Source organism: Sphingomonas edaphi, from assembly GCF_003583725.1.
Classification (GTDB): domain Bacteria; phylum Pseudomonadota; class Alphaproteobacteria; order Sphingomonadales; family Sphingomonadaceae; genus Sphingomicrobium; species Sphingomicrobium edaphi.
In genome coordinates this window covers 321477-334485 of the sequence record NZ_QXTF01000001.1, presented here as the reverse complement: position 1 = coordinate 334485, position 13009 = coordinate 321477, and the positions used below count along the sequence as shown (strand labels likewise).

Below are 13009 nucleotides of genomic sequence, written 5' to 3'. Positions count from 1 at the left end.
TGAAGTCGTCAAGCTTGCTCGCTGCAAATTCGGAGGAACGCCGCGAGCAGATCATGGCCGTGCGCGGTTCCAATGCTTTCAGGGTGGAACTGCACACCGTGGACTGGTGCGGTCTCGTGCCGCATACCCATGATGACGCCATCGTCGCTCCATGCGTTGGCGACCAGCGGCGGCAGGGGATCCGGGATCGCAAGCGAATGATAGCGCGTCGCTGCAAGAGGCGATGGAAGACCTGAAAAGAGTCCGGTCCCGTCGTGTCGCACGGTTCCCACCTTGCCATGAACGGGCGGGGCGCGCTGCACAACGGATCCGGCGGCGAGCCCGATCGCTTGGTGGCCCAGGCACACGCCAAGCAGCGGATGACTTGCCGACATGCAGAGCCCGGCGAGTTCAACCGAAATGCCGGCACCGGCAGGCTCCCCGGGACCCGGCGAGATCACGATACCGTCGCGGCCGGCATCGATGGCTTCGCCCGCAGTCAGGTCGTCGTTTCGAACAACGGCGACCTCGGCACCGAGCGAGCGCAAATAGTCGACCAGCATGAAGGTGAAGCTGTCGACATTGTCGATCACCAGGATGGCAGGCCGGGTCATGACAGGCGCATGAGCCCGCGCCTTAATTTCCCGACCCGGTGATCCGCTGACGCGCAGCCGTGATCTTGTCTTCATTGCGCTTGACGCCTTGGTCGGCTTTCATCGCGGCAAGAAGCTGGGCGCCGAGCTCGTCAGATGCCGTTTGCTGGAAGGCCATCTGCGTCTGCGTAATTAACGAGGGATTAGTCAGCGCATTTCCAGGGATCACCTTGTTGGTCTTGACGATGAAATAGCCACGACCCTGAGGGTCAGCGACCATCCGGCTTTTTCCCTTCGCCAAGGCAAACATCATCTTCAGTGGCGCCGCGACAGCAGCATCGGCCTGGCTGATTTGAAGCCGGCGGGCATTGACCACCTGTGCGGGCGGCAGCTTGACGGTCGATCCGGCGAGCGCCTGTTGGAACGACGCGCCCCGAGCGACCTTTGCGGCGATGTCGGCTGCAACCGCGCGCGCCTTGTCGGAAGACTTCCGTTTGATCCAGTCGTCCCGGACCTGGTCTTTGATCTGGGCGAGAGGAGCAGGTGCGGATTCAATCACGCTGTCAACGCCGACGAGAGCATAACCCGCGTCGTTGGGCAGTGTTACAACTTCAGGATCATCGTCCGCCGCCATCGCGAAGCCGGCCTTCAGCGCAGGGGCGAGTTCGGCCGGGAATTTGTAGGCAGGATTGGAGCGCGCAGCGCCGGCCGCAGTGATTGCCGGGGTCGGCGTAACCGTCAGCTTCGCGGCGGCGGCGGTTTCCGCCAAGCTCGCGCCGTCGGCGATCTGGTCTTCGATTTTGGTAACGAAGTCGGTCAGCGCTTCCGTGCGCTTGTTCGCGGTCAGCAATGCCGCGATCTCGCCGCGCGACTGTGCCAGCGACTTGCCGGACGCGGCACGAACGTCATCGATCTTGATGACGTGCCAGCCAAGGTCGGACTTCACCGGGCCGACGATGCCGCCCTTCGCCGCTGCAAATGCCGCATTGGCGACTGCGTCGCCGGCTAGCGATCCGAACTCGGCGCGAGTCTGCGGGCCGACGCTCACGTCCTCTGCGGAGAGACCGGCAGGGGCGGCGGCAGCCGCGAAGGCCGCGCCGCCGCGGGCTCGCTGGGCGATGCCGTTGGCGACCGCCTGGGTCTGAACGACCGCTTGGCTGATGACCCGCGTTTCCGCGCCGCCATAGGTGGCCTGGTTTGCTTTGTAGTAAGCAGCGATCTCCGCTTCGGTCGGTGTCGCGCCGGGGACGGAAGCCGGATCGATCTTCGCAATCCGGAGCACCCGCTGTTCGGGAACGAGATAGTTGCGGCTGTTCTGCGCATAGAACGCCTGAAGGTCGCCATCGGATGGACTAAGGCCCGCGCGGAATGCTTCGGCGGGCACTAGCGCGACTTCCCCTTCACGTTGCTCGAGCAACATCGACGCGTAGGGCCTCGCAACGCCCAGCGGTACGCGCGCCTCGACCGCTCCCGGCGCCAGTACGAGGCGCTGCGTCAGCGCCACATTGAGCAGGCGGCGCACGTCGGCGTCGGTCATCTGCTGTTGCGAAAGGAATTGGGCATAGGCCTGCTCGCTGAACTTTCCATCCAGCCCGCGGGTCTGGGGAAGGCTGGCGATCTCCGCGTCCACCAGCCGCTTCGACAGGACGAAGCCATGGTCCGCGGCAAAGGCGAGCAGCGCCCGTTCGTCGATGAGCGAATCCAGCACGGCGCCGAACTGGCCGGCGATATTGGCATAGGTCGCTTCCGGATTCTGCTGGCGTGCTTGGTTAAGTACGCGCCGCATCGCCGAATCCATGTCGCGTTCGGTGATCATCTCATCGCCGACGGTGGCAAGCGAGGAACTGCTGCCGCCGAAGCTGCTCGATCTCACATTGGCGATGTCGGCCACGGCGAAGGACGCCAGAATGGCGAGCAGGAACAGGACCACGATGATGGTCCCGACCGCGGATTTGGACAGGCGGCGGAAGGCGGAAAGCATAAGGGGCCGGGTCTCGCTCGACGTAAAAAAGGAAGCGTTGCTTTAGAGGCGGTGGCAGCAAGGTTCAACGCCTTGGCTCATGCTTCCCGGATTGCTAGGCCTCGCGCCACCATTTCTGGAGGGGTAGGGCATGACGCGGCGGATGCTGGTTGCTGGCAATTGGAAGATGCACGGGGTGAACTCAGACCTCGCTGAGGTCGTGGCAATCTCCCAAGCTGGCGGGCAGGGCAGTGCCGATGTTGCGCTTTGCTTGCCCGCGACCCTCATCGAGCGCGCTGCCCGCGCCGTCCCGGGATTCGCCATCGGCGGCCAGGACGTTCACCAGGCGGCGAAGGGTGCCCATACAGGGTGCACTTCCGCCGCCATGCTGCTCGATGCCGGTGCGTCCCTAGTTATTGTTGGCCACAGCGAGCGCCGCGAAGCGCAGGGCGAGACCGATACCGACGTGAAGGCCAAGGCGGAAGCATCACTGGCGGCCGGTCTGCGCGTCATACTGTGCGTGGGCGAAAGCGACGCGGTTCGCGAGGCAGGCAGCGCGGTTGAAACCGTCGACGCACAGCTCGCGGCATCGCTGCCGTCGTCAATTGGCGACGCGGCCGGTTTAGCCGTTGCCTACGAGCCAATCTGGGCAATCGGCACTGGCAAGGTTCCGTCGCTCGACGAAATTGCCGAAATGCATTCCGCGCTCCGCAACCGCCTTGTTACCGCCTACGGACAGGCGGGCGAGCAGGTTCGACTACTCTACGGCGGTTCGGTCAAGAATTCCAATGCGGCCGAGATTTTCGGTGTCGCTAATGTCGATGGCGCGCTGGTCGGCGGCGCGTCGCTGACGGCCAGGGATTTCCTCCCCATCGTTGAAGCCGCTGTCGCCTGCTGCCAGCATTAAAGCCCCGTTCACTTGCCACTCAGACGGCGTGGGCTATAAATGTCCAATCATATCAGTGGGAAAGGATGACATGCAGCGTTTAACCCGTGGTGTAGCCTCGTTTCTTCTTATTGCCGCCGCGCCATTCACACCGGCCGCAGCACAGTCGGTCGGCATGGCCGTCACCGACGTCAATGGCGGTGCGGTTGGCACCGTAACCGCAGTCAATGGCGACGTCGTAACCGTCAAGACGGATCGGCTCGAAGCCAATCTGCCGAAGGCGAGCTTCACTGCTCACGAAGGTAAGCTGCTAGTCGGCATGACCCGGACGGAGCTCAACGCCGCTATTGAAAAGGACAAGGCGGCTGCCGAGGCGTCTCTCGCGGTAGGCGCGCCCATCAAGGGTTCGGCCGGCGCCACGCTGGGCACGATCGACGCGATCGACGCCGAATTCCTTACGCTGAAACTGACGTCGGGCAAGCTGGTCCGGCTCCCGCGCGCCAGCGTGGCTGGCAGCGCGGATGGCGCTCTGATCGGCATGACGGCTGCCCAATTGGAAGCCCAGGTCGGCGGGGACGCGCCCGCACAATAACTCGGGAGCCTAGGCCATTGCGGGCGCGCGTTGAAGTTTCGGCGCGCGCTCGCTAAGTGGCGCCTAAATTCACCGGCTCTTTTTCGGATACCCCCTCGATGTTCACCTTTCTGCTAATCGTCCAGACGATCGTCGCCGCAGCACTTGTCGCGGTCATTCTCATGCAACGGTCGGAAGGCGGCGGGCTTGGCGTCGGTGGCTCCTCGGCGGGCCTGATGACTGCCCGAGGCGCAGCAGACTTCCTGACCCGTGCGACCGCGATTCTCGGCGCGATCTTCATCATCCTGTCGATCTTGCTTGCGGCCATTGCCGGCGTCAGCCGGGAGGCTACGACCGTCGATACCTCGCTCGCCAAGGAACAGCCGTTCCAGCAGACCGCTCCGATCCAGCAAGCGCCGGGCGCCCCCGCGACGGTCCCGGCCGGCAACGAGACTTCACCGGCGGTCCCACTCGCCCAGTAATCGGGCCGACCGGACCGACTTTTTTCGTTTCATTTGATTCGAGCGCTTGCCAGCGGCGGGCGCTCGCCCCTAAGGCCCGACTCCCATGGCGCGGTATATTTTCATCACCGGCGGCGTGGTCTCTTCGCTCGGCAAGGGTCTTCTGGCCGCCTCACTTGGGGCGCTCCTCCAGGCGCGTGGCTTTTCGGTTCGTATCCGAAAGTTCGACCCCTATCTGAATGTCGATCCGGGGACCATGTCGCCCTACCAGCACGGCGAGGTCTATGTGACCGACGACGGGGCGGAAACCGACCTCGATCTCGGCCATTATGAGCGCTTCACCGGCGTCTCGGCCCGGCAAAGCGACAACATTACCTCCGGCCGCATCTATCGCGACATCATCGCCCGCGAGCGGCGCGGCGATTACCTTGGCGCGACGGTCCAGGTCATCCCGCATGTCACGAACGCGATCAAGGAATTCGCGCAGAATGACACGGACGGCCTCGATTTCGTGATCTGCGAAATCGGCGGGACGGTCGGTGACATCGAAAGCCTGCCTTTCGTCGAAGCGATCCGCCAGCTGCGCAACGACCTCGGCCGCGAACGTTGCGCCTTCGTCCACACGACGCTGGTGCCCTACATCGCGGCCGCGGGTGAGCTGAAGACAAAGCCGACGCAGCACAGCGTTCGCGAACTGACCGGTTACGGCATCCAGCCTGACGTACTGTTGTGCCGCGCCGACCGGCCGATCCCGGAAAGCGAGCGGGCGAAGATCGCGCTGTTCTGCAACGTTCCGCCCTCGGCGGTCATCCAGGCGCTCGACGCCCGGTCGATCTACGACGTGCCGCTGCAGTATCATGCCGAAGGCCTAGACGATGAAGTTTTGCGCGTGTTCGGCATCACCAACGCGCCGAATCCCGACCTCGCCCGCTGGAACGACATCATGGACCGCGTCGACCACCCAGAAGGGGAGGTCACGATTGGCGTCGTCGGCAAATATGTCGGTCTGCCCGACGCCTACAAGTCCCTCCGCGAAGCGCTGGTCCATGGCGGCCTCGCCAATCGGGTGAAGGTCAACATCCGTTGGCTCGACGCCGAGCTATTCGAAAAGGACGATGCCGACCTCGCAGCCGAGCTGGAACCGCTGCACGGCATCCTCGTCCCTGGCGGCTTCGGCGAGCGCGGCAGCGAGGGTAAGATCGCCAGCGTTCGTTTTGCCCGCGAGCGCGAAGTGCCGTTTTTCGGCATTTGCCTCGGCATGCAGATGGCATGCATCGAGGGCGCCCGGAACACGGCGGGGATTAAAGAAGCCTCGACCACGGAATTCGGGGAAACGAGCGAGCCTGTCGTCGGCCTCATCACCGAATGGATGAGCGAAGAAGGCCTTCAGAAGCGCACCGCGGAAACCGACCTTGGCGGCACGATGCGGCTGGGAGCCTATACGGCGTCGCTGGCGGGTAACAGCCATGTAGCGTCCATTTACGGCACGACCGAGATCAGCGAGCGGCATCGCCACCGCTATGAGGTCAATGCCCATTACAAGGATGCGCTGGAAAAGGGCGGCTTGCGCTTCTCTGGCATGTCACCCGACGGCCAGTTGCCGGAAATTGTCGAACGGCCGGAGCATCCATGGTTTATCGGCGTGCAGTTCCACCCCGAACTGAAGAGCCGCCCGTTCGAACCCCATCCGCTCTTTGCCGGATTTATCGGTGCGGCCTTGAAGCAGAGCAGGCTGGTTTGACGCTACGGGCCGTTACGAAGTAAATTCGTAACGTCAATCCTGGCTCCAACATCAGCCCCGGGACGGGGCAGGCTGGCCAGCGTTCAGCCGGTCTTCGCGCTTGTTCCGCTGTGCTCGGCGCCTTGACTGATTCATTTGCTGTTCATGCGTGGAGTCGTTACGTTAACGACATGCAGGGGAAGCTGATTAGTCTAGCGATTCTTGGCGCGGCTCTGACGCCGTCTGCCGCCGTCGCCGGTGAGGCGATCAAGCGCCAGGCCTGCCCTAAGGCGGAACAGCCGTCACCCACGCAGCAGCGCCAGCAACAGCAGCAGCAACAGCGCTCCAAGACTTCGGAATGCCGGGTGCAGAAGGTCATTCCGCCTGTCGTCGACCCCACTCCCTACTTCCTTCTCTAGGCTCTCCGTGCGGCTTATTGCCGCGCCGTCAAAGCGCCCTTAAGTGAGCGCCATGACCAACATCGTTTCGACCCGTCTGCTCGTCCTCGGATCCGGCCCCGCGGGCTATACCGCCGCCATCTATGCCGCGCGCGCCGGCCTTTCCCCGATCGTCGTCCAAGGCATCCAGCCCGGCGGCCAGCTCACTACGACCACCGATGTCGAAAACTATCCTGGGTTTCGTGATGTCATCCAGGGCCCGTGGCTGATGGAGGAAATGCAGGCGCAGGCCGAACACGTCGGCACCAAGGTCATCTGGGACCATGTCGCGGAAGTCGACCTAACTCGCCGCCCGTTCGTTCTTAAGGGCGACAGCGGCAGCGAATATCATGCCGACGCTCTCGTCATCGCGACCGGCGCGCAAGCCAAGTGGCTCGGCCTTCCGTCCGAAGAACATATGAAGGGGAAGGGGGCGTCGGCCTGCGCGACTTGCGACGGCTTCTTCTATCGCGGCAAGAAGGTCGCGGTGATAGGCGGCGGCAATACGGCCGTTGAGGAAGCTCTCTACCTCACAAATCACAGCCACGACGTGACGCTCATCCACCGCCGCGATTCGCTGCGCGCGGAGAAAATTCTTCAGGACCGCCTGTTCGCTCATCCCAACATAAAGATCATCTGGGACAGCGAAGTGGCTGAATTCATCTCTGGCGGCTCGCCCGAAGCGCTCACTGGCCTCGACCTTCGCAACGTTAAGACCGGCGAGATCAGCCGTGTTGACGTCGAGGGCGCCTTCGTCGCCATCGGCCACAAGCCCGCGACGGAACTGTTCGAAGGCAAGCTGAAGCTTGATTCGGACGGCTACATCGCCGTCGAAACCGGCACGACCCGCACCTCGATCCCCGGCGTATTCGCCTGTGGCGACGTAATGGACAAGATCTATCGCCAGGCGGTAACGGCGGCCGGCACGGGCTGCATGGCCGCGCTCGACGCGGAGCGATTCCTGGCCGCGGAAGAATTCGACGCACTGCAGGCGGCCGAATAGCGGCAGTTGCTCATTCCACCGCGAATCGGAAGTGGACGTCGACCTAGATCAGCGCCTTCCGACGGGCGAATGCCACCAGGCGGCCGAAGGTCATGAAATCCTCGGCCTCAACGTCATCATCTTCGATTAGCATTCCCAGGCGGTCTTCCAGTCCAGTCAGAAGTGTCGCGACGGCCATCGAATCCAGCTCGGGCAGGGCGCCGAATAATTCGGTCTCCTCGTTGAAGCTGTCCACGCGATCCTTGCTGAGCCCCAACACGTCCACCAGCAGCGCGCGCAGCGTCGCTTCGACCTCGCCGCTATCGTTCAACGCCACGATCTGGATCCCCTCGAACATTTCGCCCGCGCCCCTAGGGAATGCGTCGTCGTGAGGCAAGCTTTGCACGGCCCCGTGCGGCAAGCTAGGCGGGGCAGGTGATAACGCCGGACCCGAGACCCTATCCGCTCGACCATCTCGCACGGCGCGGGGAGGGCGAGGGGGCCGCGCTCATCGTCGGTGAGCAGCGACTGACCTATTCGGATCTGGACGATCTGGTCGGCAAAACAGCCGCCGGACTTTTGGCGCGCGATCTTCGCCAAGGCGACCGCGTCGCGACCTGGATGGGCAAGACTGTGCTGGCCTGCGTCATGCCGTTGGCCGCGGCGCGGGCAGGGCTCGTTCACGTGCCGATCAACCCGGTTCTGAAGCGCTCGCAGGCTGCCCATATCCTTGCGGACAGCGGCGCCCGATTGCTAGTTGCCAACCGCTTGCGGCTGGACACTCTCGCGGACCCAGACCTGTCCGATGCAACGGCCGTCGCGCTCGAGGATTGGCGGGGCGGCGACGATAAACTGCAGCCGTCAGCCCACGACCCGAACGATTTGACGGCCTTGCTCTACACCTCGGGTTCGACCGGGCGCCCGAAGGGCGTAATGCTCAGCCACGCCAATCTGTGGCTCGGGGCGGTCAGCGTTGCTCACTACCTGGGTCTGAAGCCTGACGACCGGACGCTGGCAGTGCTGCCACTGGCGTTCGATTATGGTCAGAACCAGCTTCTGTCTGCCTGGTATGCCGGCGGGAACGCGATCGGCTTCGACTACCTGCTGCCGCGGGACGTGGTGCGCGCCGCAGGACGTCATGACGTCACGGTGCTGGCCGGGGTCCCGCCGCTCTGGCTGCAATTGGCGGGCCAGCAGTGGGGCGATGCCGGTCGGTCGTTACGCACGCTGACCAACAGCGGCGGCCACTTGCCCGAACTCATGGTTCGACGCTTGCGCGAGCTGTTTCCGAAGGCGAGGCTTCACCTTATGTATGGGCTGACCGAGGCTTTCCGTTCTTCCAGCCTCGATCCGGCTCTGGTGGACGAACATCCCGACAGCGTCGGCACCGCAATTCCCTTCGCAAATTTGCGCGTAGTTCGTCCCGACGGGACGGCGGCTGCAGCGGGCGAAGAGGGCGAGCTAGTTCATTCCGGACCCCTCGTCGCCCAAGGGTATTGGAACGACCCCAATCGGACTGCCCAACGTTTCCGCAATGGCGAGGTCTGGTCGGGTGATACCGTCGTTCAAGGAGAAGACGGCTTGCTCCGCTTCCGCGGTCGCGACGATGCGATGATCAAGGTCAGCGGCAACCGCATCAGCCCGACGGAGATAGAGGAAGCCGCGCTCACCAGCGGAGCGGTCAGCGATGCCGCAGCGTTTGGGGTCCCGGATGAGCGGCTTGGCCAAGCAATCGTTCTGGTCGTGGTAACCGCAGGAGAGGGCAAGGACGAGATGCTGAGTGCCCACCTCCGGCGCGAACTTCCTCCGCACATGCAGCCGCGCGAGATCATCTGGAAAGATGCGCTGCCGACTGGCCCTAATGGCAAGCTCGACCGAACCGCTCTGAAGGCAGAACTCGCATGAAGGCGACCGGACCCATCCCTGCCGGCTTCGAGTCCGGCGAGCGCGGACTGCTTGAAATCGGTGAGCGTGATGTCGATACATTGGTGACGCAGGCCGGCGGCACCCCCTTATTCGTCTATAATAGCCAGCGCATCGCGGATCAGGTCCGGCGCTTCCGCGCCGCCTTTCCGGCTAAGGTCGGTCTACATTATGCGGTAAAGGCAAATCCTTACGCGCCGCTGCTCGAATATGTTGCGAACCTTGTCGACGGGTTTGACGTGGCGTCAGCCGGCGAACTTGGCCGCGTCGCCCACCTTGGCTTGCCGATCAGTTTCGCCGGGCCGGGCAAACGCAACCAGGAACTGGAAACCGCGATCCGCGCCGGGGTCACCATCAACCTTGAAAGCGAAGGCGAAGCGGAACGCGCGCTGCTCATTTGCCAGCGCGACGGGCTGACTGCGAAGTTCGCGGTCCGCGTCAATCCGCCATTTGGGCTGAAGGGATCCGGCCAGAAAATGGGCGGCCTGGCCAGCCAGTTCGGGGTCGACCATGATCGCGCGCCCGCGCTCGTCCGCCGCATCGTCGATGCCGGTGTGGAATGGGCCGGCCTGCACATTTTCGCAGGGAGCCAAGCGCTTCACGCAGATGCCCTTATCGATCTCCAGCGTGAAACCGTCGCACTCGCCGCGTCGATCGCTGAAGAAGCGGGCCAAGCGCCGCCGCACGTCAATCTTGGCGGCGGTTTCGGCATTCCCTATTTCGCCAAGGACGACCCGCTCGATCTCCAAGCCGTCGGAACTGCGCTTGCCGATAGATTGGCACGCCTCCCGAAAATCCTCGCCGACACGCAGTTTTCCATCGAGTTGGGCCGCTGGCTGGTGGGCGAAGCGGGGGTCTATCTGACGCGCATTGTGGACCGGAAGGAAAGCCGCGGAAAGACGTTCCTCGTGACCGATGGCGGCCTCCAGCACCAGCTCGCCGCGTCCGGCAATTTCGGCCAGCTCCTCCGCCGCAACTACCCGGTCGCGATCGCCAACCGGTTCAACGCCGCGGCCGAGGAGGAAGTGACGATCACCGGTTGCCTGTGCACGCCGCTCGACCTGTTGGCCGACGAGGTGATGCTCCCGCGCGCGGATGTAGGCGATCTCGTCTCCATCTTCTGTGCTGGCGCCTATGGCCTCACCGCCAGCCCGGTCGGCTTCCTCAGCCAACCGATGGCCCGGGAATTGCTGGTCTAGGGGTAGATCGCCTCGACGAAGTAGAGGCCCTCCGGCGGCGCGTTGAGGCCCAGCGCCTGACGGTCCTTCGCTACAAGCGCCGACTTTACATCTTCCGGCCCCCATCGGCCATTTCCGACCTGCACCAGCGTCCCGACCATCGATCGGACTTGGTGATGAAGGAAGCTGCGCGCCGCCGCCCGGAAATGGATTTCCTCACCAACCCGCTCGACCTTCAGGCTGTCGAGCGTCTTCAACGGGCTCTGTGATTGGCAATGTACGGATCGGAACGTCGTGAAATCGTGCCGCCCGACTAGGTGCGCCGCCCCCTCTGCCATTGCGTCGGCGTCAAGCGGCACAGGAACATGCCAGACCTTTCCCCGGTTCAGCGCAGGCGGCGGTCGCCGGTTCAGGATCCGGTAGAGATAGCGCCGTCCAACGCAGGAGAAGCGCGCGTGCCAGTCGTCGGCGACTTGGCTGACGGCCGTTACGCTCACCGGCGCGGGCCGGATAAGTGCATTCAGCCCCTCGCGAAGCCGATGCTCGGTCAACGGCTTTGCCACGTCGGCATGCGCGGTCATAGCCAGCGCATGTACCCCGGCATCGGTACGCCCGGCCGCGTGCATCGCCGCCCGTTCGCCAGTCATTCGCAACAGTGCCTCTTCCAGCGCCTGCTGTACTGACGGGCCATGGTCCTGCCGTTGCCAGCCCATGAACGGTCCACCGTCGAATTCGATCGTCAGCCGCCAGCGCGTCATTGGAGGACGCAGCCCTTGGGTATCGCGAACCCTCGCAGCAGTTCGTCCGCGCTCATCGCGCTCTTTCCGGCACGCTGGAGCATCGTCAACCGAAGCGCTCCGGTCCCGCAAGCGACCGTGAGTTGCTCGTCCAGCACGGTCCCCGCCGCGCCCGTTCCACCGGCAACTTCTGCCTTCAGCACTTTCACCCGCTCGCCATTCGCTTGGAGCCAAGCGCCGGGGAAGGGGGCCAGCCCCTGGACATGGCGGGCTAGCTCCGTCGCCGGTCGAGACCAGTCGATCCGCGCTTCGTCCTTGCTGATCTTGGTGGCATAGGTGACGCCCTCATCCGGCTGCCGGACCGGTTCGAAGCCCGGCATGTCTGCGAGCACCTCAACCATCAACGCGGCTCCAAGAACCGCCAGCTCTTCAGTGAGTTGTGCGGCGTTCTTTCCGTTGATTGCCACAGTCGCCTTCAACAGCATCGGCCCCGTATCGAGCCCCGCCTCCATCTGCATGATCGTCACGCCGGTCGCCTTGTCGCCGGCCATTATTGCTCGCTGCACCGGCGCCGCACCGCGCCAGCGGGGCAGCAACGATCCGTGAACATTAAGGCAGCCCAGCCTCGGTGCATCCAGAATGGGTTGGGGGAGGATCAACCCATATGCCGCGACGACCGCGACATCTGCTTCCACTGCGGCAAATTCGGCTTGCTCGGTCTCGCCGCGAAGGCTTTTGGGGCTGCGCACTTCGATCCCCAGCTCCCTCGCCCGTAACTCGATCGCGGTCGGCCGCTCGCCCTTGCCGCGCCCCGCGGGACGAGGCGGCTGGGTATAGGCGGCGGCGACGTCATGACCAGCCTCGACCAGCGCATTCAGCGTCGGCACGGCGAAATCCGGGCTGCCCATGAAGATGATCCGCATCGTCGCCCTATGGCGCGGCTTGCGCCCGCCGCCAAGCGCCCCCTATGTCCGGCCTATGGCGTCACAGCAGATCGAAGCCCTGACTCAGGCCCTTGCGCGATTGCCTGGCCTTGGCCCGCGTTCGGCGCGGCGGGCGGTCCTGCACTTGATGAAAAAGCGCGAGGCGGCGCTGGAGCCGCTGCTGGCTGCGTTACAGGCAGTCTCCGAAACCCTCTCAACCTGCTCCACCTGCGGCAATGTCGACACTAGCGACCCGTGCATCATCTGTAAGGACCCGCGCCGCGACCAGCGACTGCTGTGCGTGGTAGAGGAAGTCGCCGACCTTTGGGCGCTTGACCGCTCGCGCCTGTTTCCCGGGCGTTATCATGTGCTGGGTGGCCGACTGTCGGCGCTGGAAGGGGTCAGGCCCGAGGATCTCGGCATCGACACGCTCGTCGCCCGCGTTGCGGCGGGCGGCATCGACGAGGTGGTGCTGGCCATGAACGCCACGCTCGAGGGCCAAACCACCGCCCATTATCTCGCCGAGCGGCTCGAGAAATTTCCCATCCGCCTCACCCAGTTGGCGCACGGCCTTCCGGTCGGCGGTGAACTCGACTATCTCGACGAGGGTACCCTTGCGCAGGCCCTCAGGGCTCGGCGTCCTGTCGCTTGAACCCATT

Annotated in this window: 14 protein-coding genes; 9 read left to right on the top strand and 5 right to left on the bottom strand. The window is 64.1% G+C overall.

From position 1 onward, the window contains the following. Positions 1 to 8: 8 nt before the first annotated feature. Both D3M59_RS01700 and D3M59_RS01695 read right to left on the bottom strand, forming a co-directional pair. The gene (locus tag D3M59_RS01700) at positions 9 to 593 is read right to left on the bottom strand and encodes an anthranilate synthase component II (RefSeq protein ID WP_119531004.1); all 585 of its coding nucleotides are present in this window, start codon (positions 591 to 593) and stop codon (positions 9 to 11) included. Between the two features lie 22 nt (positions 594 to 615). Further along, complete coding sequence (locus D3M59_RS01695) at positions 616 to 2553, bottom strand: peptidylprolyl isomerase (RefSeq protein WP_119531002.1); 1938 nt, start codon at positions 2551 to 2553, stop codon at positions 616 to 618. Positions 2554 to 2683: 130 nt separating this feature from the next. Here D3M59_RS01695 and tpiA point away from each other — a divergent pair, with 130 nt between their 5' ends. The 6 genes from tpiA to trxB all read left to right on the top strand — a co-directional run bounded on the left by tpiA (position 2684) and on the right by trxB (position 7610). Then, positions 2684 to 3439 carry a triose-phosphate isomerase gene (tpiA, locus tag D3M59_RS01690; RefSeq protein WP_119531001.1) on the top strand — a complete coding sequence of 252 codons (756 nt, stop codon included), beginning with the start codon at positions 2684 to 2686 and terminating at the stop codon, positions 3437 to 3439. Positions 3440 to 3509: 70 nt separating this feature from the next. Beyond that, on the top strand, positions 3510 to 4010 hold the full coding sequence (locus D3M59_RS01685; protein ID WP_147416673.1) for a hypothetical protein: 501 nt from the start codon (positions 3510 to 3512) through the stop codon (positions 4008 to 4010). 98 nt (positions 4011 to 4108) lie between these two features. Then, complete coding sequence (gene secG, locus D3M59_RS01680; RefSeq protein WP_119530997.1) at positions 4109 to 4471, top strand: preprotein translocase subunit SecG; 363 nt, start codon at positions 4109 to 4111, stop codon at positions 4469 to 4471. An 85-nt stretch (positions 4472 to 4556) separates the two neighbouring features. After that, positions 4557 to 6191, top strand: coding sequence for a CTP synthase (locus tag D3M59_RS01675; RefSeq protein ID WP_119530995.1), 1635 nt, complete (start codon positions 4557 to 4559; stop codon positions 6189 to 6191). Positions 6192 to 6361: 170 nt separating this feature from the next. Next, positions 6362 to 6589 (top strand): hypothetical protein, encoded by a 228-nt coding sequence (locus D3M59_RS01670; RefSeq protein ID WP_119530993.1) that lies wholly within the window; start codon positions 6362 to 6364, stop codon positions 6587 to 6589. A 52-nt stretch (positions 6590 to 6641) separates the two neighbouring features. Then, positions 6642 to 7610, top strand: a complete 969-nt coding sequence (gene trxB / locus D3M59_RS01665) for a thioredoxin-disulfide reductase (protein WP_119530991.1) — start codon at positions 6642 to 6644, stop codon at positions 7608 to 7610. A 43-nt stretch (positions 7611 to 7653) separates the two neighbouring features. Here trxB and D3M59_RS01660 read toward each other — a convergent pair whose 3' ends face one another. After that, positions 7654 to 7947, bottom strand: a complete 294-nt coding sequence (locus tag D3M59_RS01660) for an acyl carrier protein (protein ID WP_119530989.1) — start codon at positions 7945 to 7947, stop codon at positions 7654 to 7656. 77 nt (positions 7948 to 8024) lie between these two features. On the opposite strand from D3M59_RS01660, the gene D3M59_RS01655 reads away from it, so the two are divergent. Continuing rightward, the gene (locus tag D3M59_RS01655) at positions 8025 to 9494 is read left to right on the top strand and encodes an AMP-binding protein (protein ID WP_119530987.1); all 1470 of its coding nucleotides are present in this window, start codon (positions 8025 to 8027) and stop codon (positions 9492 to 9494) included. After that, positions 9491 to 10711 (top strand): pyridoxal-dependent decarboxylase, exosortase A system-associated, encoded by a 1221-nt coding sequence (locus tag D3M59_RS01650; RefSeq protein WP_119530986.1) that lies wholly within the window; start codon positions 9491 to 9493, stop codon positions 10709 to 10711. The genes D3M59_RS01655 and D3M59_RS01650 overlap by 4 nt, the downstream gene beginning before the upstream one ends. Here D3M59_RS01650 and truA read toward each other — a convergent pair. Both truA and fmt read right to left on the bottom strand, forming a co-directional pair. After that, a complete protein-coding gene (gene truA, locus D3M59_RS01645) occupies positions 10708 to 11448 on the bottom strand; it encodes a tRNA pseudouridine(38-40) synthase TruA (RefSeq protein WP_119530984.1) in 741 nt (246 codons plus the stop codon). The genes D3M59_RS01650 and truA overlap by 4 nt on opposite strands. Then, complete coding sequence (gene fmt, locus D3M59_RS01640; RefSeq protein ID WP_119530982.1) at positions 11445 to 12350, bottom strand: methionyl-tRNA formyltransferase; 906 nt, start codon at positions 12348 to 12350, stop codon at positions 11445 to 11447. The genes truA and fmt overlap by 4 nt, the downstream gene beginning before the upstream one ends. Positions 12351 to 12405: 55 nt before the next feature. Here fmt and recR point away from each other — a divergent pair, with 55 nt between their 5' ends. Then, positions 12406 to 13002: a recombination mediator RecR gene (gene recR / locus D3M59_RS01635; RefSeq protein ID WP_119530980.1), complete on the top strand. Its 597-nt coding sequence runs from the start codon at positions 12406 to 12408 to the stop codon at positions 13000 to 13002. Positions 13003 to 13009: the final 7 nt, after the last annotated feature.

Excerpts from the sequence above, each read along its gene's own strand:
- D3M59_RS01670 (WP_119530993.1), top strand. The coding sequence starts at position 6,362 with ATGCAGGGGAAGCTGATTAGTCTAGCGATTCTTGGCGCGGCTCTGACG.
- secG (WP_119530997.1), top strand. The coding sequence starts at position 4,109 with ATGTTCACCTTTCTGCTAATCGTCCAGACGATCGTCGCCGCAGCACTT.
- D3M59_RS01660 (WP_119530989.1), bottom strand. The coding sequence starts at position 7,947 with ATGTTCGAGGGGATCCAGATCGTGGCGTTGAACGATAGCGGCGAGGTC.
- D3M59_RS01700 (WP_119531004.1), bottom strand. The coding sequence starts at position 593 with ATGACCCGGCCTGCCATCCTGGTGATCGACAATGTCGACAGCTTCACC.
- truA (WP_119530984.1), bottom strand. The coding sequence starts at position 11,448 with ATGACGCGCTGGCGGCTGACGATCGAATTCGACGGTGGACCGTTCATG.
- D3M59_RS01650 (WP_119530986.1), top strand. The coding sequence starts at position 9,491 with ATGAAGGCGACCGGACCCATCCCTGCCGGCTTCGAGTCCGGCGAGCGC.
- trxB (WP_119530991.1), top strand. The coding sequence starts at position 6,642 with ATGACCAACATCGTTTCGACCCGTCTGCTCGTCCTCGGATCCGGCCCC.
- fmt (WP_119530982.1), bottom strand. The coding sequence starts at position 12,350 with ATGCGGATCATCTTCATGGGCAGCCCGGATTTCGCCGTGCCGACGCTG.
- D3M59_RS01695 (WP_119531002.1), bottom strand. The coding sequence starts at position 2,553 with ATGCTTTCCGCCTTCCGCCGCCTGTCCAAATCCGCGGTCGGGACCATC.
- recR (WP_119530980.1), top strand. The coding sequence starts at position 12,406 with ATGGCGTCACAGCAGATCGAAGCCCTGACTCAGGCCCTTGCGCGATTG.
- D3M59_RS01685 (WP_147416673.1), top strand. The coding sequence starts at position 3,510 with ATGCAGCGTTTAACCCGTGGTGTAGCCTCGTTTCTTCTTATTGCCGCC.
- D3M59_RS01675 (WP_119530995.1), top strand. The coding sequence starts at position 4,557 with ATGGCGCGGTATATTTTCATCACCGGCGGCGTGGTCTCTTCGCTCGGC.
- tpiA (WP_119531001.1), top strand. The coding sequence starts at position 2,684 with ATGACGCGGCGGATGCTGGTTGCTGGCAATTGGAAGATGCACGGGGTG.